Source organism: Serratia bockelmannii (genome assembly GCF_051803255.1).
Lineage (GTDB): Bacteria > Pseudomonadota > Gammaproteobacteria > Enterobacterales > Enterobacteriaceae > Serratia > Serratia bockelmannii.
The window spans coordinates 2692784-2713621 of record NZ_CP196512.1 but is presented as its reverse complement, the minus strand read 5'-3'; the positions used below and the strand labels follow the sequence as shown (position 1 = coordinate 2713621).

The window sequence follows — 20838 nt, the reverse complement described above, 5'->3', positions numbered from 1 at the left end:
TCTGCGACTTGATTAATCAGGCCGTTCAGCGGCAAGAAAAAAGTTTTTCATGTTATGTTATAATATAACAAAACCGTGTTACCGTTCCCCGGCAAAGTCACAATAACGCAAGGGGATGTATGAACGAAGTTGCACTTCCACCACGCCGTTCGCTGCCGGACGCTCAGGCATGGCGCGGCGAAATGAGTGATGTCGGGCTCGATTGGGTCGGGATGCAAGGGATCGCGCTGCCGCTGGAACTGGCTGGCAAGCCATTGATGGCGAAGGTCGACGCCGGCATCAACCTGCGCGCCGAAGCGGCGGGCGAACGCGGTATTCACATGTCGCGGCTGTATCTGGCGCTGGACGAATTGACGCAGGGCGAGCTGACGGCGCAGCGCATCGGCCGGACGCTGCAGGCCTTTCTGGATTCGCAGCCAGAACACAGCGATCGCGCCAGCTTGTCGATCAGCGGCGAGCTGTTGCTGTCACGTCCGGCGCTGCTGTCGCCACAGCGTGGCTGGAAGGCTTACCCGCTGCGCATCGAGGCCACCCTGGCAGACACGCTGACGCTGGCGCTGACCGTCGGCGTGCCTTATTCCTCTACCTGCCCGAGTTCGGCGGCGCTTAGCCGTCAGCTGGCGCAGCAACAGTTTCAGTTTGATTTTGAACAGGCGGCAGAGCGGGTCAGCCAACGCCAGGTGAGCGAGTGGCTGCTGGAGCAAGGTATGCCGGCCACGCCCCACAGCCAACGCAGCTGGGCCTGGATCACCGTGACGCCCGAGAATGAACGGGCGTTCGAACCGGTGAAACTGATTGACCGCATCGAACACGCGCTGGGCACGCCGGTACAAACGCTGGTGAAACGCCGCGACGAGCAGGCCTTCGCATTAGCCAACGGTCAGAACCTGATGTTTTGCGAGGACGCGGCGCGCCGTCTGTATGGCATGCTGCGCAGCCAGTGCGACTACCGCGCTTTTTCGCTGCGCGTCGAGCATCAGGAGAGCCTGCATGCCCACAATGCGGTGGCGGAGCTGAGCTGGCGGGGAGAACACCATGCTGCGTAAAAATCCCAGCGGCCATCTGCCGCAGGTCTCGCCGCTGGCCTACATCGATCCCACCGCCATTATTTGCGGCCGGGTGATCGTCGAAGATTTCGTCTACGTCGGGCCGTATGCGGTAATTCGCGCCGACGAGTTGAACGCCGCCGGCGACATGGAACCTATCGTCATCGGCTCGCACTCCAATATTCAGGACGGTGTGGTGATCCATTCCAAGAGCGGGGCGGCGGTCACCATTGGCCGTTACAGCTCTATCGCCCACCGCGCCATCGTTCACGGCCCGTGTCGCATCGACGATCGGGTGTTTATCGGTTTCAACAGCGTGCTGTTCAACTGCCACATCCAGTCCGGCTGCGTGGTGCGTTATAACGCGGTGGTGGATGGCGTGACGCTGCCGGAAAACCGCTATATCCCCTCGACCGAACGCGTGGGGCCGGACAGCGACCTGTCGCGCTATCGCCAGGTCGACCGCGGCGCGCTGCAGTTTTCGGAAGAAGTGGCCGCCACCAACGTCGAGCTGGTGCGCGGTTACCAGGCATTACGCAATGAATTTTAGTGAGGCTCTCATGAAACAACTTCCCGTGACCGTGCTTTCCGGCTTTCTCGGCGCCGGCAAGACCACGGTGCTGAACCACATCCTGAACAACCGGCAGGGCATGCGCGTGGCGGTGATCGTCAACGACATGAGCGAGGTGAATATCGACGCCGCGCTGGTGGAGAATGAAGTGCACCTCGATCGCCAGCAGGAAAAGCTGGTGGAGATGAGCAACGGCTGCATCTGCTGTACGCTGCGCGAAGACCTGCTGGTGTCGGTGCGCGAGCTGGCGCAGGACGGGCGCTTCGATTATCTGCTGATCGAATCGAGCGGCATCTCCGAACCGCTGCCGGTGGCGGAAACCTTTACTTTCGAGGATGAAGAAGGGGAAAGCCTGTCGCAGTTCGCCCGGCTGGATACCCTGGTGACGGTGGTCGACGGGGTGAATTTCATCCAGCAATATCAGCAGGCGCAAAGCCTTCAGGAGGCCGGTCAAAGCCTGGGCGAGGACGATCTGCGCAGCGTGGCGGACCTGTTGATTGAGCAGATCGAATTCTGCGACGTGATCCTGGTCAGCAAAACCGATCTGTTGACGCCAACCCAGCAGGGCGAAGTGATGGCGCTGCTGGCCAGCCTGAATCCCGACGCCCACATTGTGCCGATTGCGCCGGGCAAACTGCCGCTGGAGGCGGTGCTGAATACCGGCAGCTTCAGCTTTGAAAAGGCTCAGCAGGCGCCCGGCTGGCTGAAGGAGCTGCGCGGTGAACATGTGCCGGAAACGGAAAGCTACGGCATCAGCAGCTTTGTCTATCAGGCGCGGCGGCCGTTTGCGCCGGACAAGTTCTACCGCGTGATCAACGGCGACTGGGGCGGCGGCAAGCTGCTGCGGTCGAAAGGCTTCTTCTGGCTGGCGACGCGGCCGCGGCAGGCCGGGCAGTGGAGCCAGGCGGGCGGCATCGCCCATTATGGCCTCGCGGGCACCTTTTGGCGCGCCATCCCGCAAGACAACTGGCCACAGGATCCCGAAACGCGGGCGCATATTCAGGAGAAATGGGTGGAACCGTTCGGCGACATGCGCCAGGAGCTGGTGTTTATCGGGCAGCATTTGCAGCAGGCGACGATCGTGCGTCTGCTGGACGACTGCCTGTTGAGCGACGATGAAATGGCCGCCGGCGTGGACTATTGGCTGGACATGGCAGACCCGTTCCCTGAGTGGTAATTGCGCAATCTTCGTGTGGAAATGAGAAAAATTCTCAACAAAGTGCTTTACAGACGATACTGATAACTATTATCATCGCCTGGCAGTTCACGGAAGGCCACAGTTTGCGGCTCTGATGTGGAAGGCACGACATTGCTCACATTGCTTCCAGTGTTTTTTAAGCCAGCTCGGGTGCTGGCTTTTTTTTTGCCTGTTATTCCTCGTCCGCTTCGCCGTTTTGCAGCAGCGCATGCTTTTTCAGCATACCGCGCAGCTGATGATAGGTGAGCCCCAGCAGCTGCGCCGCCTTGCGCTGATTGAACCGCCCTTGCTGCAGCGCCGCTTCGATCAATGCCTTCTCCTGCTCCAGCTGCCAGAGTTTCAAATCCAACGGCAGCGGCGGTAACGCGCCGGCGTCTTCAGGAATGGGCGCGACCGGCGTGGCCTCGCGTGGCGCAAAGGGGTTGATGACGATCTCATCCAGCGGGCTGTCGCTGTCGCCGTGACGATAGACTGAACGCTCCACCACGTTTTTCAGTTCGCGCACGTTGCCCGGCCAGCCATACTCGAGCAACGTTTGCCTGGCACGTTCGGTAAAGCCGGGAAACAGCGGCAGCGCCAGCTCGCGGCACATTTGAATGGCGAAATGCTCGGCCAACAGCATGATATCGGGCCGCCGTTGGCGCAGTGGCGGCAGTTGCACCACGTCGAACGCCAGCCGATCTAGCAGATCGGCGCGGAATTTGCCCGCCGCCGCCAGCGCCGGCAGATCGTCGTTGGTGGCGCACACCAGGCGCACATCCACCCGCAGCGGCTGGCTGCCGCCCACGCGTTCCAGCTGGCCGTATTCGATCACCCGCAGCAATTTCTCCTGCACCAGCATCGGTGCGGTCGCCAGCTCATCGAGGAACAGCGTACCGCCGTCGGCGCGTTCGAAGCGGCCCAGATGGCGCTTTTGGGCGCCGGTAAACGCGCCGGCCTCGTGGCCGAACAGTTCGGAATCCAGCAGGTTTTCATTCAGCGCCGCGCAGTTAAGCGAGATGAACGGCCCTTGCCAACGGTTGGAGAGGTAGTGCAGACGGTGGGCGATCAACTCCTTGCCGGTGCCGCGTTCGCCGATCACCAGCACCGGCTTGTTCAGCTTTGCCACCTGGGAGACTTGCTCCAAGACTTCGACAAAGGCGTTTGCTTCGCCCAACAAATTCTCTGGCTGTTCGTTCATGATGAAATTCGCCAATGTTTGGTGAAAATAATCACTCTACAGCAAGCGCGCAGAGAGTCAAAAATAAAGAGTTGTTGTTTTTCAATGAAATAAAAGTTGGCACGGGTTTTGATTGTCTCTTTGGGCAAGCTGTACGACTTAACGCGGCGCTTCAGACGCCATCAGAACCAAGAGGAAGTGAATTATGGGTATTTTTTCTCGTTTTGCCGACATCGTGAACGCCAACATCAACACCCTGCTGGACAAGGCGGAAGATCCGCAGAAGCTGGTGCGGTTGATGATCCAAGAGATGGAAGACACGCTGGTTGAAGTTCGCTCTACGTCGGCGCGTGCGCTGGCGGAGAAAAAGCAGCTGCTGCGTCGCATCGAGCAGGGTGAAAACCAGGTCAGTGACTGGCAGGAAAAAGCCGAACTGGCGCTGCGCAAAGATAAAGAAGACTTGGCCCGTGCGGCGCTGATCGAAAAACAAAAAGTGGCCGATCTGATCGCTACGCTGACGCAGGAAGTGGCGACCGTAGAAGAAACGCTGGCGCGCATGAAGAGCGAAATCGGCGAGCTGGAAAACAAGCTGACCGAAACCCGTGCGCGGCAGCAGGCGTTGGCGCTGCGTCATCAGGCCGCATCTTCTTCTCGTGACGTGCGCCGCCAGCTCGACAGCGGCAAGCTGGATGAGGCGATGGCGCGTTTCGAACAGTTCGAACGTCGCATCGACCATATGGAAGCCGAAGCGGAAAGCATCAGCATTGGTAAAAAGAAGTCGCTGGACCAGGAGTTTGCCGAGCTGAAAGCCGACGACGCCATCAGTGAGCAGCTGGCGGCGCTGAAAGCCAAAATGAACCGCTCCGAGTAAGGCGAGCCGCGGCCACACGCCGGAGGTGGCCGCCTATCCAGGATCCGATAAGAAGGAACAACAATGAGTGCTTTATTACTTGCCATTCCGCTGACAATTTTCGTGCTGTTTGTCGCGCCGATTTGGCTTTGGCTGCATTACAGCAATCGGCAACAGACCGGCATACAGCTGAGTCAGCAAGAAATGCAGCGCCTGGCGCAGCTGGCGGAAGATGCCAAACGCATGCGTGAACGCATTCAGGCGCTGGAAGAGATCCTCGATGCGGAACACCCGAACTGGAGACAGTCCTGATGAGCACGACGCTGGGCAGTAAAAAGCTTTATCGCGTTCCCGAAGAAGGCATGGTGAAAGGCGTCTGCGCCGGTTTGGCGCACTATTTCGACGTACCGGTGCGACTGATCCGCGTGATGGTGGTGCTGTCGCTGTTCTTCGGGCTGTTCTTCTTCACGCTGGTGGCCTATATCGCGCTGGTGTTCGTGTTGGATGAAGCGCCGGCCAGCCGTTTCGAAGGCGAGCATCAGAAGACGCCGCGCCAGCTGCTCGATCAGCTGGAGTATGAGTTGGGCAGCGGCGAGCAGCAGCTGCGTCAGGTCGAGCGCTACGTGACGTCCGATACCTTCGGCGTACAGAGCCGTTTCCGCAAGCTGTAACCCTTCTTGCGATACCCGGCCTGCGCAGGCCGGGCATCTTCGCCGCCGTTATCCCGTTGAATGTAACCTTAATCTCTTGTGCCGGAGGGCATTGTCATGAATAAAATCGATGTTGCAAACACCGCCAGAACGGGTGGATTTAAACGAGGAGCGGCGGCAATGTTGAAGACATTGGCTAAAGTCATCATCATAGCGTTATTGAACTATGGCCCGGCGGGCGCCGCCGGCTGGCTGCTGAAAACCGTCGGCCGTAAACCGGTGCGCGTCGTGCTGGCGCTGGTGTTGGAACCGCTGTTCCGTAAAGGCCTGAACAAGGCATTCGGGCGTTACGTCAAGGAGAGCAATGAAACGACTGCAAAATGAGTTAACCTCGCTGGTCAACCGCGGAATGGATCGCCATCTGCGCCTGGCGGTGACCGGCCTGAGTCGCAGCGGCAAAACCGCCTTTATCACCGCCTTCGTCAACCAACTGCTGCATGTGCACAGCGGCGCGCGCATGCCGCTGTTTTCACCGGTGCGCGAAGAGCGCCTGCTGGGCGTCAAACGCATCCCGCAACGCGATCTCGGCATCCAGCGTTTCACCTATGACGAAGGGCTGGCGCAGCTGTACGGCACGCCGCCGGCCTGGCCGACGCCGACGCGCGGGGTCAGCGAAATCCGGCTGGCGCTGCGTTACCGCTCCAACGATTCGCTGCTGCGGCACTTCAAAGACACCTCCACGCTGTACCTGGAGATCGTCGATTATCCGGGCGAATGGTTGCTGGATCTGCCGATGCTCGAACAGGATTACCTGGCCTGGTCGCGCCAGATGACCGGGCTGCTGCAGGGCGAACGCGCCGAATGGGCCAAGCCCTGGCTTGAACTGTGCAAGGCCTGCGATCCGCTGGCCCCGGCCGACGAAAACCGGCTGGCGGCGATCGCCCAGGCCTACACCGATTATCTGTTGCGCTGCAAAAGCGAAGGGCTGCACTTCATTCAGCCGGGGCGTTTCGTGCTGCCGGGCGACATGGCCGGCGCGCCGGCGCTGCAGTTTTTCCCGTGGCCCGACGTGGCCGCGATCGGCGAATCGAAGCTGGCGCAGGCCGACAAACACACCAACATCGGCATGTTGCGCGCTCGCTTCAACTACTACTGCCAGTCGATCGTCAAAAACTTCTACAAAGAACACTTCGTTCGTTTCGATCGTCAAATCGTGCTGGTTGACTGCCTGCAGCCGCTCAACAGCGGCCCGCAGGCGTTCAACGACATGCGCCTGGCGTTGACCCAACTGATGCAGAGCTTCCATTACGGCAAGCGCACGCTGTTTCGCCGCTTGTTCTCGCCGACCATCGACAAACTGATGTTCGCCGCCACCAAGGCGGACCATATCACCGCCGATCAGCACGCCAATCTGGTGTCATTGCTGCAGCAGCTGGTGCAAGAGGCGTGGCAGAACGCGGCGTTCGAGGGCATTAGCATGGATTGCGTCGGCCTGGCCTCGGTGCAGGCGACCGAGAGCGGCATCGTCGATCACCAGGGGCAACGCATTCCGGCATTGAAGGGCAACCGCCTGAGCGACGGCGCGCCGCTGACGGTGTTCCCCGGCGAAGTGCCCGCCCGCCTGCCGGGACCGGCGTTCTGGCAGAACCAGGGGTTCCACTTCGATGAGTTTCGTCCGCGCGCCATGAGCGTGGACAGCCCGTTGCCGCATATCCGTCTGGATGCGGTGATGGAGTTTTTATTGGGAGACAAATTGCGATGAGCGAGCCGATCAAACCGCGTATCGATTTTGACGAGCCGCTGCAGCCGCCGCAGGAGCCGGCGTTGCGCGCCGGCGTCGCTTTCGATGCCGAACAGGCAGAAAGCTTTTTCCCGGCGGCGCCGGAACTGCAGCAGGAAGAGGAAGAAGGGCGCGCCGAAGGCATCATCAACGCCGCGCTGAAACCTAAACGCAGCCTGTGGCGCAAAATGGTCACTGCCGGGCTGGCGCTGTTCGGCGTCAGCGTGGTGGCGCAGGGCGTGCTGTGGGTGCATACCGCTTGGGTGCAACAGGACTGGATCGCCATGGGCGGCGGCGTGGCCGGCGGCCTGATCGTGTTCGCCGGCGTCGGTTCGGTGGTCACCGAATGGCGGCGTTTGTATCGGCTGCGCCAGCGCGCGGAAGAGCGCGACGTGGCGCGCGAGCTGTTGCACAGCCACGGGCTGGGGCAAGGGCGCGAATTCTGCGAGAAGCTGGCGCGTCAGGCCGGGCTGGATCAGGGGCATCCGGCGTTGCAGCGCTGGCAGGCCTCGTTGCATGAAACCCAAAATGACCGTGAAGTGGTGGAGCTGTACGCCAAGCTGGTACAGCCAGTGCTCGACAACCAGGCGCGGCGCGAAATCAGCCGCTCCGCCGCCGAATCGACGCTGATGATTGCCGTCAGCCCGTTGGCGCTGGTGGATATGGCGTTTATCGCCTGGCGCAACATCCGTTTGATTAACCGCATCGCGGCGCTGTACGGCATCGAACTGGGTTACTTCAGCCGCATTCGTCTGTTCCGGCTGGTGCTGCTCAACATCGCCTTCGCCGGCGCCTCTGAACTGGTGCGTGAAGTGGGCATGGACTGGATGTCGCAGGATCTGGCGGCGCGGCTGTCGGCGCGCGCGGCGCAGGGCATCGGCGCGGGGTTGTTGACCGCGCGGTTGGGCATCAAGGCGATGGAGCTGTGTCGCCCGCTGCCGTGGCTGGAAGGGGAAAAACCGAAGCTTGGCGATTTCCGCAGCCAGCTGATCGGCCAGTTGAAAGACACGCTGAAAAAGAGCGACGGCAAGGCCAAATAACCCCGCGACGGCGCTCCCAGGAGCGCCGTTTTCTCAACGGCACCGACGCCGGACGTAATCGAGACTTGACGACAGTCGATCCCCCTGTGATTGCGTGATAAATCTCTGCAAAATTAATTCTGGTTGTGATAACTCTCTGTTTGTAGGCTAAAATGACGCCGATACTGTTATCCGCTTGCGTTTAAAATCAGCAACCACGGCAATAAATCAGAGTTCTGTCAACTTTTGCTGACAGATCGCTTCTACCGCCCGGTGCGAGGGAGTATCATCATCGTCAACGATCCCCGCACCTGCAGAGATAAGGCCAACACTGATGCGTTTGGAAGTATTTTGCGAAGACCGCCTCGGTCTCACTCGAGAATTACTCGATCTTTTGGTATCGCGCAGCATTGACTTACGTGGCATCGAAATCGATCCCATCGGCCGCATTTACCTCAATTTCTCCCAGCTGGATTTCGATACTTTCCGCGCGCTGATGGCGGAGATCCGCCGCATCGCCGGCGTGACAGACGTGCGCACCGTCAGCTTTATGCCTTCCGAACGCGAACATCGCGCGCTGCGTGCGCTGCTGGAATCGATGCCGGAACCGGTGTTCTCTATCGACATGAAGGGCAAGGTCGAGCTGGCCAACCCGGCGGCGCAGGCGCTGTTCAGCCTGAACGAAGACAAGATCCGCAACCAGACCGCCGGGGCGCTGATCGGCGGCTATAACTTCAGCCGTTGGCTGGAGAGCGAGCATACGGCGCCGCACGCCGAGCGGGTGGTGATCCGCAGCCAGGACTTCCTGATGGACATCACGCCTATCTATCTGGAAGACGAACAGCAGCAGGCGGCCGCGGTCGGCGCGGTGGTGATGCTGAAGTCCACCGCGCGTATGGGCCGCCAACTGCAAAATCTGTCGGTGAACGACGATACCGAATTCGACCACATCGTGGCGGTGAGCGCCAAGATGCGTCACGTGCTGGAGCAGGCGCGCAAGCTGGCGATGCTCGATGCGCCGCTGCTGATCGTCGGCGATACCGGTACCGGCAAGGATATTCTGGCCCGCGCCTGCCATTTGCGCAGCCCGCGTGGCAAACAGCCGTTCCTGGCGCTGAACTGCGCCGCGCTGCCGGATGACGTGGTGGAGAGCGAACTGTTCGGCCATGCGCCGGGCGCTTATCCCAACGCGCTGGAAGGCAAGAAGGGCTTCTTCGAGCAGGCCAACGGCGGTTCGGTGCTGCTGGATGAGATCGGCGAAATGTCGCCGCGTATGCAGACCAAGCTGCTGCGTTTTCTCAACGACGGCACGTTCCGCCGCGTTGGCGAAGAGCATGAGGTGCACGTCGACGTGCGCGTGATCTGCGCCACCCAGAAAAACCTTACCGAGCTGGTGCAGCGCGGCGAATTCCGCGAAGATCTCTATTATCGCCTCAACGTACTGACCATCACCATCCCGCCGCTGCGCGAACGTCCGCAGGACATCATGCCGTTGACCGAGCTGTTCGTGGCGCGTTTCGCCGATGAGCAGGGCGTGGCGCGGCCCAAGCTGGCGAACGATCTGGGCGGCTTCCTCAGCAAGTACGGCTGGCCGGGCAACGTGCGTCAGCTGAAAAACGCTATCTACCGCGCGCTGACGCAAACCGAAGGCTACGAACTGCGGCCACAGGATATCGTGTTGCCGGAGTTTGAGGTGGAGATGTCGCTGGGCGACGAGGTGCTGGACGGTTCGCTGGACGACATCAGCAAGCGTTTCGAACGCTCGGTGCTGACGCGCCTGTATCGCACCTATCCCAGCACCCGCAAGCTGGCGAAGCGGCTGGGCGTTTCCCATACCGCCATCGCCAACAAGCTGCGCGAGTATGGCCTGAGCAGCCGCAAAGGCGGCGCTGAGGGCGAAGAATAAGAAAGGCGCCTTGCGGCGCCTTTAATGGGTATCCAAAGCCGGCGTTCGCCGGCTTTGTTATTTCAGCGCAGCCAGCGCCGCGTCGTAGTCAGGCTCGGTGGTGATTTCGTTCACCAGCTCGCTGTACAGCACGTTGTCCTGGCCATCCAGCACCACGACCGCACGCGCGGTCAGGCCTGCCAACGGGCCTTCGGCGATTTCGACGCCGTACGCCTGCTTGAACTCGGCGCCGCGCAGGGTAGACAGGGTAACCACGTTGCTCAGGCCTTCCGCGCCGCAGAAGCGAGACTGCGCGAACGGCAGATCGGCGGAGATGCACAGCACCACGGTGTTATCCAGGCCGCTGGCCAGCTGGTTGAATTTACGCACCGACGTCGCGCAGACGCCGGTATCGATGCTTGGGAAGATGTTCAGGACTTTGCGTTTACCCGCGAAGCTGCTCAGCGCCACGTCTGACAGGTCTTTGGCAACCAGCGAGAAGGCCTTGGCCTGTTCGCCCTGCTGTGGCAGTTTGCCTGCTACGCTGACCGGATTGCCTTGAAAATGTACTGTCTGAGTCATTGCTAGATTCCTTTTACAGGTGTTTATACAAAGGGTATGAACCTGATGAAACGGCGCGCCGGCAACGGCATTTAACATCAGGTTCACACCCTGGCGCCAGTTTATGACAACCGGGGCGGATTGGATATCAAAGTTTGCTAAATAGTTGTATATATTAGGCTGTTCTATAAAACATCACCGGCGCATCAGCCTGGCTGAATGCGCAGTTTTCGCTCAGGAGCCGTTATGAGAGACATGCGTTTTTACCCGGAAGCCTGGCCGCTGCATACTGCCTTCGTGATTGCGCGCGGCAGCCGCACCGAAGCCCGGGTGGTGGTGGTCGAAATCGAACAGCAGGGCGTGCGCGGCACCGGTGAATGTACGCCGTACCCGCGTTACGGCGAGAGCGAGGAATCGGTGATGGCACAGCTGGCAGAGATGGCGCCGGCGATCGCACAAGGCATGACCCGCGAACAGCTGCTGGTGCAGATGCCGGCGGGCGCCGCCCGCAACGCGCTGGATTCGGCGCTGTGGGATCTGGAGTGTCGCCTGCACGGGCAGAGCCTGTGGCAGCGCAGCGGTGTGACGGCCCCGGCGCATATCCGTATGGCGCAGACCGTCAGCATCGGCACGCCGGAAGCGATGGCCTTCGCCGCGCGTGAACTGGAGCAGCAGGGCGCCACGCTGCTGAAGATCAAACTCGACGATCACTATATCAGCGAACGATTGGTAGCGATCCGCGCCGCGGTACCGCAGGCGACGCTGATCGTCGACGCCAATGAGTCCTGGCAGGCGGAAGGGCTGGCGGCGCGCTGCCAGCTACTGGCCGATCTCGGCGTGGCGATGCTGGAGCAGCCGCTGCCGGCCGGTGACGACGCTGCGTTGGAGCACTTTATCCATCCGCTGCCGATCTGCGCCGATGAGAGCTGCCACACCCGTGCCGATCTGCCGCGGCTGGCGCAACGCTATCAGATGGTCAATATCAAACTGGACAAAACCGGCGGCTTGACCGAGGCGCTGGCGCTGGCGCAGGCCGCGCGCGAACAAGGGTTCGCCATCATGCTCGGCTGCATGTTGTGCACGTCACGGGCGATATCCGCCGCCTTGCCGCTGGCGCCGGCGGCGCGCTTCGTCGATCTGGACGGCCCGACCTGGCTGGCGCGGGACGTCGAACCGGGTCTGGCGTTCGAATGCGGGGCGATCGTCGATATCGCCCCGTAGGGATTAATTCGGGTAGGTCAGCAGCTCGATCATCGCGTCGATGTAGCGCTCGCTGGCGGCATCGGCGGAGATCGGCGGGAATTCGGCGGTGATGCACGGTAGCGACAGATCTGCGCACCAGCTGCCGAACGAACCGGGCGTTTCATAGCCGACGCTGGTCACCAGCGGCAGTTCGAACTTGTGCGACAGCCAAACGCCGAGCCGCGAGCTGGCGGGATCTTCGATGCAGGCCAGCGGTTCGTGGAACGACACCACCCAGTGCGGCTTCAGACGATGGATCAGATGACACAGCGCCTGGGTTTCCGGTTCGGAACCGGGGCGCCCACCGGTGGAGAGCTTGACGTCGCGCACCGGCGCCGCGCTGTTCCAGCGGTAGACGGTATCGCCGGAGCGCCAGTTGGCGGCCGGGAAGTTGCGATTCAGATCGACGCCGTTGGCATTGGCGCGCAGCCCCAGCTGACAGCCGTCGGGGTTGACCGCCAGCACCACGTGGTGACGCAGTCGTTCGGGGGCGATGCTGCGCAGCGCGCAAGACAGGGTCACGATGGCGGCGCTCTCATCGCCGTGGGTGCCGGCGATGATAAGCCCGGTCTCCGGGCCGCTGATCGCCGCCGGGAAATAGAGCAGCGGCGCGCCCAGCAGCGAGCTGCCGTAGTTCTCTCCTGCGATGGCCAACTGGCCACGTTCACTGCGTGGTCGATGTTCGGTCATGGTGTTGTCCCTGGATTAAAGGTCGAGAGTCATTGTCATTTTATTCAGTGTATTACGCTTTGAGGCATCTTTCCCATCGCAATTGTGCGACGTTTGCGCAATCTGTGACGCCGCGGCGGTGAAAACGCCAATTAAACCGCACCTGGCCTGACGCTGTTGTTATACTAACGGCAGAGCTAAGCCAATCACCCGCAAGAGGATTTAACATGCCAGTAGCCAGAATCATCGCCAGCTATAGCGAAAATGAAAATGACACCATCACGCTGCTGTGCGGCGTGGATGCTGAAAACCAGATCCGTCAGGGGGAATGGTTCGGCGTGGTGAAAAATGACGACGGGCGCGGGGACGAATCGAACTATCCGTTCACCCTGCATATCGATTACCAAAAAGATGTCTTCTACCTCGACTACGGCTACGACGACGCCGACGCGCGCCAGCTGCAAAAAACCGATATCTCGGCCCGTCCGCTGGCCGAGAAAGGCTTTTTCACCGTGTTCGATGAAGAAGAGGGTGAAGAGTTCAGCTACCGCATCAACAGCATCCACCTGTACGACTGACGGTCGCCGCTGCAAACACCGCCCGTGCCGCCCTGCGCCGCACGGGTTTTTTATTGCCTGAATCGCACTTTTTGCAACTTCTCGGCCGTGAGCGCTAGGCCGGACGGATCTTGTGCTATATGATAAAAAATTCAGATGGTTAACGGGGGTAAATCATAATGACGGGAAGAAAAATGCAACGGGGTTTTCGTTTGGCGCTTTGCGCGGCGGCGATCGGCGCCTGTATGAGCAGCGCTATGGCGGCGCAGGTTCCCCCGGGCACCGCGTTGGCGGCCAAACAGGAAATCGTGCGCCACATTAAAGACGAACCGGCCTCGCTCGATCCGATTAAAGCGGTAGGCCTGCCGGAGGCCCAGCTGGCGCGCGACCTGTTCGAAGGGCTGGTCAATCAGGACGCCAATGGGAAAGTGATCCCCGGCGTCGCCACGCGCTGGCAGACCAGCGATAACCAGACTTATATTTTCCATCTGCGCAAAGATGCGCGGTGGTCAAACGGTGACCCTGTCACGGCGAAGGATTTCGTCTACAGCTGGCAGCGGCTGGTCGAACCGAAAAACCTGTCGCCGTTTGCCTGGTTCGCGCAGTTAGCGGGGATCCAGAACGCCGAGCAGATCATCAGCGGCAAACTGCCGGCCGATCGCTTGGGTGTGTCGGCGCCGGACGACTATACGCTTAAAGTACAGCTGGACAAGCCGGTGCCGTACTTCGTCAGCCTGACGGCTAACTTCAGCCTGTTCCCGGTGAATAAGGCGGTGGTGGAAAAATACGGCAACGACTGGACCAAGGTCGGCAATCTGGTGGGCAACGGCGCGTTCAAACTGCAAGAGCGGGTGGTGAACGAGAAGCTGGTGCTGACGCCTAACGATCATTACTGGGATCATGCGCAAACCGTGCTGACCAAAGTGACCTTCGTGCCGATCAATCAGGAATCCAACGCCACCAAGCGTTACCTGGCGGGCGATATTGACATCACCGAATCCTTCCCGAAAAACATGTATCAGAAGCTGCTGAAAGATATTCCGGGGCAGGTGTACACGCCGGATCAGCTCGGCACCTATTACTACGCGTTCAACACCCAGCGCGCGCCGACCAACGACGTGCGGGTGCGCCAGGCCTTGTCCTACGCCATCGATCGCAAGATTATCGCGGAAAAAGTGCTGGGCACCGGCGAAAAACCGGCCTATCACTTCACGCCGGACGTGACTGCCGGGTTCAAACCGGAGGCGAGTTTGCTGCAACAGCAATCGCAGGCGGAGCTGGATGCGCAGGCCAAGGCGTTGTTGCAGGCGGCCGGTTACGGCCCGAACAACCCGCTGAAGCTGACGCTGTTGTATAACACCTCGGAAAGCCACCAGAAGATCGCCATCGCCGTGGCTTCAATGTGGAAGAAAAAGCTCGGCATTGACGTCAAGCTGCAAAACCAGGAGTGGAAAACCTATATCGACAGCCGTAATACCGGTAATTTCGACGTGATCCGCGCCTCCTGGGTAGGTGACTATAACGAGGCGTCGACCTTCCTGTCGCTGTTGACCTCTACCCACAGCGGCAACATTGCCAAGTTCAAGAACGCGGACTACGACAAGCTGCTGGCGCAGGCGGGGCGGGAAACCAACCCGGCGGCGGTGACCGCCGATTACAACAAGATGGAGCAAATCATTGCCGATCAGGCACCGATCGCGCCGATTTACCAGTACACCAACGGCCGCCTGATCAAACCGTGGGTAAAAGGCTACCCGATCACCAATCCGGAAGACGTGGCCTATAGCCAAACGATGTATATTATCAAACACTGATTGGGCTTATTTTTCACCCCCGCATAACGCGGGGGATTTATTTTTATTGACGGTTAAATGAAGAAGGTAATTAATTTATCCACGCGATAAACCCCGTTTAATAATAAACAGGGTTGCCATCATCACATTATTTTTTTGCTATTTCAGAGAGCGGTTACGCTTATAGACAGTCCCGCATGGCATCCACCACCACACGGCCGCTCATGTCGGTTTGGGTGATGCGATAGCTGGTGGGATAAGAGCGGCGAGTGCTGAAACGATCGTGGACGGAGACCTTGCCAATCTGCAGGCCAGCGGCGTTTTTTACCACGAATTCACTGATCTCTTCCTGCCCCTGGTTTTGCAAATGGATATTGCTGATTTTTTCCAGCGTATCGCTGGCGTTTATTTTTAAATGGTCGCGTAACATAACTACCTCCTCGTAGTGAGAAAAGTATATGCCCCTAAAATTTGCGCTGAAACAGCTTTATGTTGATTTATTATTATCATTTTGAATTAAAAGTGATAGCAATATGTTAAGTCATAATAATAACGGCATTACCAGTGCTTTATCGGCGATATTGCCCGATTTATCGGCAATGGTTTATTTCATTACCGTTATTATTAGTCTGCATTAATCGGGAAAAGCGCCTGCCTGGCCGCCGGGGCGGGAAAGACGCAGGCGCCGTTGTGCCCGCAGCCGGGAACGATCGTTAACCGATGCGGCTTCTTCGGCGCCAGGTAACGCCGATCGTAGTCGGCATAGGCCAGGGCGCGCTGCAATCGATAGGGGCCCTGCAGCTGGGCGGCGCAGGATTTGTCGAGTATCCGATAGTAGGCGCCCGGCGTGGTGCCGGTATCCTCGGCGGCGGCCAGATAGGTGATATCGGCGGCGGCGTAACGCCGGCGTGCCGTGTCTGCGGTGCGTTGCAGATGAGCGGGAAGCGCTTCCAGACCGTATTTCCACTGGTTAGCCTGTGGGCACTGGCCGCCATTCACCGTTTGCCAACGGAATCGACAGGTTTTTTCACTGCCGCAGCTTCCCCAGCTTGTGGGCTGAGGACGCAGATTCTCAAAGTAGAGCCAGCTGCCGGGATCGGCCACCACATAGCGCAGACGCACCCCGTTTGGCGGATGGGCAAAGCCGACATAGTGCTGCACGAACTGGGCGCCGGCGGAAAAACCGGCCACGGTTATCGACTGCAGCGATGGCCAGCGCCGTTTCAGATCGGCCAGCAGGTTATCCAGGGCGTTGAACGAACCGGTTTTCCCGCTATTATCCAAATCGCCTGCGATCCAGGAGCCGCAGCGCCACAGGGCATCGCCGTCTTGCGGTGACGGGAGCCCGGCGGAATGGCAATGAACGGCAAGTTTCTCCGGCACCTGGAACAGCGGGGCGACCAATAAGCCATTGTCTCCCGCTTCCTGCGCGGCATCGATCGCCGCTTGCAACGTCTTGGCGACATCGCGCGGGCGGCCGTGCATCACCACCAGTGCGGTGCGCGGCTGGCGGGAGTGAGCGTGAGCGACAAAATAAGGCAGTGAACCCGCCGCCGTCGGCGCGTGATAGGGCGTGGCGAGGCGTTCTAATACCGGCTCTGCACGAACCGATTGGCCGAACAGCAGCAGGGCGGCCATTGCGATGTAGCGCAGGCGGCGCATCCTCGTCAGGTTCGGCGCAGCGCAGTGCGCAGTTGTCTCAGGACTTCCCGGCATCGTTGTTCCTCACGCGCTCGTTGATAGTAGCGATAAAAGGCGCGTTCCGAACTGAGGTTACCCGCCAGCGCCAGTTGCCTGAAGATTAAGTATGTCAGACTGAGCATGATGATAATAAATATAAAGCCGGGGAACAGCAGCTGCCAGCCGTCGGTGATGCGCGCACCGGACATAAACACCAGCGACGGCGCGATAACCAGCACGCCAAGCTGCCGCAAGCCCCATTGCGCCAGCACAGGCATTAGCACCAACAGAGTGACGAATAGCAGGTATTTCAACAGATAGCGACAGGAAAGCAGCGAGCGTTTTAACGCACTGTTGGCGCGTCGTTGCAAAACGAAACCCTCGGACGTGGTGCGCAGGATCTGCTGTCGGCCGCCAGTAGGTCTGTAGCGCTCCAGCGCCGTTACGCCGTCCGGCAGTGCCAGCAATTGCTGCAACTCCTCAAGCCCGACAGTTTTGCTACCGATGTAATCCCTAAACAGCAAGAGCTGCATGCGCTCACTGTGGGGCTTCTCGACGGATTCGAGTAGCTTGAGCAGCTTGTCATGGTTTTCCCGCCGAATACGAAATGGCGTTTTAACAACGGCGATAAACAGGGTGATAACGGTCAAACTGACTTTGAGAATATCTGCGGCGCTGATCTCAAACATGGGGGCTTCCTGTCGTTGCGATGTGTTCCCTAAGGCCAGAAGTATAGAGCACGTTTTTCACCTGGCGTGAAAACTGGCGTTACAGCTTGGCCTTTGATCTCCAAGGCGTTAAGGCTAGACTCAGCAACATAAGTAAGACTGAGGGGATAAATGAATGGATGTGATTGAGGGGAGCGAGCTGCAGATCGCCGATGCGGTTTACGCCTACCAGCTGGACGGCAAGGGCGGCGTCACGCCGATCGAGCAAGATGACAAGATCACCTGCGACGCGCCGTGCTGGCTGCATCTTGATTACGCGCACCCGGCCAGCGCCGAATGGCTGAGCACCACGCCGCTGCTGCCGGACTCGGTGCGCGAAGCGCTCTCCGGCGAAAGCTCTCGGCCACGCGTCAGCCGCCAGGGCGAAGGCACCATGATCACCCTGCGCAGCATCAACTTCAACGCCAACTCACGGCCGGACCAGTTGGTCACCATCCGTGTGTACATCACCGATAAACTGATTATCTCCACGCGGCACCGCAAGGTGTATTCCATCGATCAGGTGGTGAACGATTTGCAAAGCGGCGCCGGGCCGACCAACAGCGGCAACTGGCTGGTGGAGATTTCCGATGCGTTGACCGATCACACCAGCGAATTCATTGAGGATCTGCACGACAAGATTATCGATCTGGAGGACGCCTTGCTGGAACAGCAGGTGCCGGAGCGTGGTCAGCTGGCGTTGATCCGTAAACAGCTTATCGTGCTGCGCCGTTACATGGCGCCGCAGCGTGACGTTTTCGCACGGCTGGCCAGCGACCGCCTGCCGTGGATGAGCGACGACGATCGCCGCCGCATGCAGGACATCGCCGATCGCCTGGGGCGCGGGTTGGACGATCTGGACGGTAGCATCGCGCGCACCGCTATCTTGTCCGACGAAATCACCACGGTGATGGCCGACGCGATGAACCGCCGCACTTACACCATGTCATTGTTAGCGATGGTCTTTTTACCTACCACCTTCCTGACCGGGCTGTTTGGCGTCAACCTTGGCGGCATACCGGGCGGCGGTAACCCCTTCGGTTTCGCGGCATTTTGCCTGATGTTGGTCGGGTTGGTGCTTGGCGTCGCCTGGTGGCTGAAGCGCAGCCGCTGGCTGTAGGTGAAAATGACGAAAACCCGGTTAACATTGAGCAAAATCAACATTTAGCCGGGGGAAATGGGGCATGATCTCTCTCGCAGGTGAATGCAACGTCAAGCGATGGGCGTTGCGCTCCATAATTGTCTTACTTTCTTATTTTTGAATTACTGCATAGCACATTTGATTCGTACAATGCCGGTTTAATCACCGGCATTTTTTTATTCGGCTTCCCTTCTTCTTCAGGCCGCGCTTTCATCCCAGAAGCTGGCTTCAATCTTGTGCCCATCCAAATCCCGGACAAAGCAGCCGTAGTAAGCCTCACCGTAATGCGGCCGCGAACCGGGCGCGCCTTCATCGACGGCACCGGCCAGCAGCGCCTGGCGATGGAATTCATCCACCTGTTGCTTACTGGTGGCGAAAAAACCGACGTGCGTACCGTTGCCGGGTGAGGCCGGGCGGCCGTCGATCGGCACCTGCAGCCAAAACTCCGGGTAGTCGCGGCCGTAACCGATGGCGCCGGGATGCTCCAGCACCCGTCGGCATCCCAAGGCGGCCAGCGCACGATCGTAAAAGGCGGCGGCGGCCTCGAAATCGTTGGAGCCCAGCGAGATGTGGGACAGGCAGGGGGTAATATTCATTGCGCGATCTCCATATGACTGTATAAATAAACAGTATAGGGTAAAAACGGCACTGCCCAGTAAATTTTGCGCAAACTGTGAACAGGATCGAGATCGTCGAGAAAGGGAAATGTCGCCGCTCGCAGGATGGCAAGCGGCGAGGGGGCTTATTTGATTTCCAGCACGTTCAAACGTTCTGGCGCAGGTATCGCGTCGTCCGAGTCTTCCGGCTGCCAGCCGACCGGCTGCATCGGGATGTCTTCGCGATCGAAGGCCAAATCGCCGCCGTCTACCACGGCGCTCCCGTGGTGAATGCCCTTGAAATCGAACAGATTGATATCGCTCAGGTGCGAAGGCACCACGTTTTGCATGGCGCTGAACATGGTTTCCAGCCGGCCAGGATAGCGTTTGTCCCAGTCACGCAGCATATCGCCGATCACCTGGCGCTGCAGGTTAGGCTGCGAGCCGCACAGGTTGCATGGAATGATCGGGAACGCTTTGGCGATCGAGAAACGCTCGATGTCTTTCTCGCGGCAATAGGCCAGCGGGCGAATGACCACGTGCTTGCCGTCGTCGCTCATCAGTTTGGGCGGCATGCCTTTCATCTTGCCGCCGTAGAACATGTTGAGGAACAACGTCTGCAGAATGTCGTCACGGTGATGGCCCAGCGCGATCTTGGTGGCACCCAGTTCGGTGGCGGTGCGGTACAGAATGCCGCGGCGCAGGCGCGAGCACAGTGAACAGGTGGTTTTGCCTTCCGGGATCTTGTCTTTGACGATGCTGTAGGTGTTCTCTTCGACGATCTTGTATTCCACCCCCAGGCTTTCCAGGTAGGCAGGCAAAATATGCTCAGGGAAGCCGGGCTGTTTCTGATCGAGATTCACCGCGATCAGCGAGAAGTTGATCGGCGCGCTCTGCTGCAGGTTGCGCAGGATCTCCAGCATGGTGTAGCTGTCTTTACCGCCGGACAGGCAGACCATGATACGGTCGCCTTCTTCAATCATATTGAAATCGGCGATCGCTTCGCCCACGTTGCGGCGCAGGCGCTTTTGCAATTTATTCAGGTTGTACTGCTCTTTTTGGCTAACGGATTGCTTTTCTGACATTTAAATCGTGCTCATTCTCAATAGGGGGCACTAGGGGCATGGCGTTGTAGACCGCGAGTTTACCATTCAACCGGCCGATTTTGATCATTATTCATCATCCAGCTTCAACGCGCCCGACGCGAGGCCTGTATGGTACGGATTGTAGCGATGAATACCAGCAGGTTTTTCAGCTCGCCGCTTTATCGGTTTCCCTTAAAAGCCTTCGCCGTCATTTGAACGAAGGCCTTGAGGGAACGTTGTTTCGCGGTGCAGGTCTCATCTCAGACAGAACTTACTTCGAGAGGCACTGAGAGCATGAAAGGAATCGCTGTTGTTGGATTTTACGCATCGTTTTTTGCCTACGCAGAAAACGCACTGGCGTTTGACACGATACCTGTTGGTCTGAGCGAACCGACCGAAACCGTGGTACTGGTACCGCGCGAGCAAAAAGAGCGTCTTGATGGCAAGGATAAGGGAGATGCACTTTATTGTTATTATGACGGGAAATTATTCTCGCTGGGCGCCACGTTCAAAGACAAGGTTTGCGCTTTAGCGGAGATTAAAACGGATAAGCCGTTCTCGGCACGCGTCATGGCCCAATGGATAAAAGAAAAAAGTGCGGCTCGCTAAGTGTGAAACCCCTGAGCATTGAGGCCCACCGCTGATTCAA

The 20838-nt window shown here is 59.1% G+C and carries 23 protein-coding genes; 15 read left to right on the top strand and 8 right to left on the bottom strand.

The window, feature by feature from the left end; translation table 11 throughout:
- Positions 1-119: 119 nt before the first annotated feature.
- Genes folE2 through zigA form a run of 3 tightly spaced genes read left to right on the top strand, consistent with a single transcriptional unit; the run spans position 120 to position 2794 of the window.
- The gene (gene folE2 / locus ACSJLU_RS12965; protein WP_043143648.1) at positions 120-1046 is read left to right on the top strand and encodes a GTP cyclohydrolase FolE2; all 927 of its coding nucleotides are present in this window, start codon (positions 120-122) and stop codon (positions 1044-1046) included.
- Positions 1036-1596 carry a carbonate dehydratase gene (locus ACSJLU_RS12960; RefSeq protein WP_025303003.1) on the top strand — a complete coding sequence of 187 codons (561 nt, stop codon included), beginning with the start codon at positions 1036-1038 and terminating at the stop codon, positions 1594-1596. The genes folE2 and ACSJLU_RS12960 overlap by 11 nt, the downstream gene beginning before the upstream one ends.
- A gap of 10 nt (positions 1597-1606) precedes the next feature.
- Positions 1607-2794 (top strand): zinc metallochaperone GTPase ZigA, encoded by a 1188-nt coding sequence (zigA, locus tag ACSJLU_RS12955; protein WP_049205476.1) that lies wholly within the window; start codon positions 1607-1609, stop codon positions 2792-2794.
- A gap of 193 nt (positions 2795-2987) precedes the next feature.
- Here the strand turns inward: zigA and pspF are convergent, their stop codons facing one another.
- Positions 2988-3995: a phage shock protein operon transcriptional activator gene (gene pspF / locus ACSJLU_RS12950; protein ID WP_025303001.1), complete on the bottom strand. Its 1008-nt coding sequence runs from the start codon at positions 3993-3995 to the stop codon at positions 2988-2990.
- A gap of 184 nt (positions 3996-4179) precedes the next feature.
- On the opposite strand from pspF, the gene pspA reads away from it, so the two are divergent.
- The 7 genes from pspA (at position 4180) to tyrR (ending at position 10179) form a co-directional block, all read left to right on the top strand.
- Positions 4180-4845, top strand: coding sequence for a phage shock protein PspA (gene pspA / locus ACSJLU_RS12945; RefSeq protein ID WP_025303000.1), 666 nt, complete (start codon positions 4180-4182; stop codon positions 4843-4845).
- Between the two features lie 63 nt (positions 4846-4908).
- Entirely contained in the window at positions 4909-5136 is a 228-nt protein-coding gene (gene pspB / locus ACSJLU_RS12940) for an envelope stress response membrane protein PspB (RefSeq protein WP_004930553.1), read from the top strand.
- Positions 5136-5495, top strand: coding sequence for an envelope stress response membrane protein PspC (gene pspC, locus ACSJLU_RS12935; protein ID WP_004930552.1), 360 nt, complete (start codon positions 5136-5138; stop codon positions 5493-5495). The genes pspB and pspC overlap by 1 nt, the downstream gene beginning before the upstream one ends.
- Positions 5496-5591: 96 nt before the next feature.
- On the top strand, positions 5592-5858 hold the full coding sequence (gene pspD, locus ACSJLU_RS12930) for a phage shock protein PspD (RefSeq protein ID WP_025302999.1): 267 nt from the start codon (positions 5592-5594) through the stop codon (positions 5856-5858).
- Positions 5839-7236, top strand: coding sequence for a YcjX family protein (locus tag ACSJLU_RS12925; RefSeq protein WP_025302998.1), 1398 nt, complete (start codon positions 5839-5841; stop codon positions 7234-7236). Before pspD ends, ACSJLU_RS12925 begins: the two co-directional genes overlap by 20 nt.
- The gene (locus ACSJLU_RS12920; RefSeq protein WP_164099645.1) at positions 7233-8294 is read left to right on the top strand and encodes a YcjF family protein; all 1062 of its coding nucleotides are present in this window, start codon (positions 7233-7235) and stop codon (positions 8292-8294) included. Before ACSJLU_RS12925 ends, ACSJLU_RS12920 begins: the two co-directional genes overlap by 4 nt.
- A gap of 313 nt (positions 8295-8607) precedes the next feature.
- A complete protein-coding gene (tyrR, locus tag ACSJLU_RS12915) occupies positions 8608-10179 on the top strand; it encodes a transcriptional regulator TyrR (RefSeq protein WP_025302997.1) in 1572 nt (523 codons plus the stop codon).
- A 57-nt stretch (positions 10180-10236) separates the two neighbouring features.
- On the opposite strand, the gene tpx is transcribed toward tyrR, so the two are convergent.
- Complete coding sequence (gene tpx, locus ACSJLU_RS12910) at positions 10237-10740, bottom strand: thiol peroxidase (protein WP_004930536.1); 504 nt, start codon at positions 10738-10740, stop codon at positions 10237-10239.
- Between the two features lie 225 nt (positions 10741-10965).
- On the opposite strand from tpx, the gene ycjG reads away from it, so the two are divergent.
- Positions 10966-11940: an L-Ala-D/L-Glu epimerase gene (gene ycjG / locus ACSJLU_RS12905; protein ID WP_043143636.1), complete on the top strand. Its 975-nt coding sequence runs from the start codon at positions 10966-10968 to the stop codon at positions 11938-11940.
- Between the two features lie 3 nt (positions 11941-11943).
- Here ycjG and mpaA read toward each other — a convergent pair whose 3' ends face one another.
- Positions 11944-12651 (bottom strand): murein tripeptide amidase MpaA, encoded by a 708-nt coding sequence (gene mpaA / locus ACSJLU_RS12900; RefSeq protein ID WP_043143634.1) that lies wholly within the window; start codon positions 12649-12651, stop codon positions 11944-11946.
- 206 nt (positions 12652-12857) lie between these two features.
- Between mpaA and ACSJLU_RS12895 the strand changes: the two genes are divergently transcribed.
- Together ACSJLU_RS12895 and ACSJLU_RS12890 are read left to right on the top strand one after the other, a co-directional pair.
- Complete coding sequence (locus ACSJLU_RS12895) at positions 12858-13208, top strand: hypothetical protein (protein WP_025302994.1); 351 nt, start codon at positions 12858-12860, stop codon at positions 13206-13208.
- A gap of 158 nt (positions 13209-13366) precedes the next feature.
- Complete coding sequence (locus ACSJLU_RS12890) at positions 13367-15001, top strand: peptide ABC transporter substrate-binding protein (protein ID WP_049205471.1); 1635 nt, start codon at positions 13367-13369, stop codon at positions 14999-15001.
- Positions 15002-15161: 160 nt separating this feature from the next.
- On the opposite strand, the gene ACSJLU_RS12885 is transcribed toward ACSJLU_RS12890, so the two are convergent.
- The 3 genes from ACSJLU_RS12885 to ACSJLU_RS12875 all read right to left on the bottom strand — a co-directional run bounded on the left by ACSJLU_RS12885 (position 15162) and on the right by ACSJLU_RS12875 (position 17349).
- Positions 15162-15410, bottom strand: coding sequence for a hypothetical protein (locus ACSJLU_RS12885; protein ID WP_004930507.1), 249 nt, complete (start codon positions 15408-15410; stop codon positions 15162-15164).
- A 194-nt stretch (positions 15411-15604) separates the two neighbouring features.
- Positions 15605-16696, bottom strand: a complete 1092-nt coding sequence (locus ACSJLU_RS12880; protein ID WP_380825146.1) for a hypothetical protein — start codon at positions 16694-16696, stop codon at positions 15605-15607.
- On the bottom strand, positions 16648-17349 hold the full coding sequence (locus ACSJLU_RS12875) for a hypothetical protein (protein WP_049205467.1): 702 nt from the start codon (positions 17347-17349) through the stop codon (positions 16648-16650). Before ACSJLU_RS12875 ends, ACSJLU_RS12880 begins: the two co-directional genes overlap by 49 nt.
- A gap of 154 nt (positions 17350-17503) precedes the next feature.
- On the opposite strand from ACSJLU_RS12875, the gene zntB reads away from it, so the two are divergent.
- Positions 17504-18487 carry a zinc transporter ZntB gene (gene zntB / locus ACSJLU_RS12870; protein WP_025302990.1) on the top strand — a complete coding sequence of 328 codons (984 nt, stop codon included), beginning with the start codon at positions 17504-17506 and terminating at the stop codon, positions 18485-18487.
- Between the two features lie 218 nt (positions 18488-18705).
- Here zntB and ACSJLU_RS12865 read toward each other — a convergent pair whose 3' ends face one another.
- Both ACSJLU_RS12865 and ttcA read right to left on the bottom strand, forming a co-directional pair.
- Positions 18706-19104, bottom strand: coding sequence for a VOC family protein (locus ACSJLU_RS12865; RefSeq protein WP_025302989.1), 399 nt, complete (start codon positions 19102-19104; stop codon positions 18706-18708).
- A gap of 146 nt (positions 19105-19250) precedes the next feature.
- On the bottom strand, positions 19251-20189 hold the full coding sequence (gene ttcA / locus ACSJLU_RS12860; RefSeq protein ID WP_025302988.1) for a tRNA 2-thiocytidine(32) synthetase TtcA: 939 nt from the start codon (positions 20187-20189) through the stop codon (positions 19251-19253).
- Positions 20190-20483: 294 nt separating this feature from the next.
- Between ttcA and ACSJLU_RS12855 the strand changes: the two genes are divergently transcribed.
- Entirely contained in the window at positions 20484-20798 is a 315-nt protein-coding gene (locus ACSJLU_RS12855) for a hypothetical protein (RefSeq protein ID WP_025302987.1), read from the top strand.
- Positions 20799-20838 lie beyond the last annotated feature (40 nt).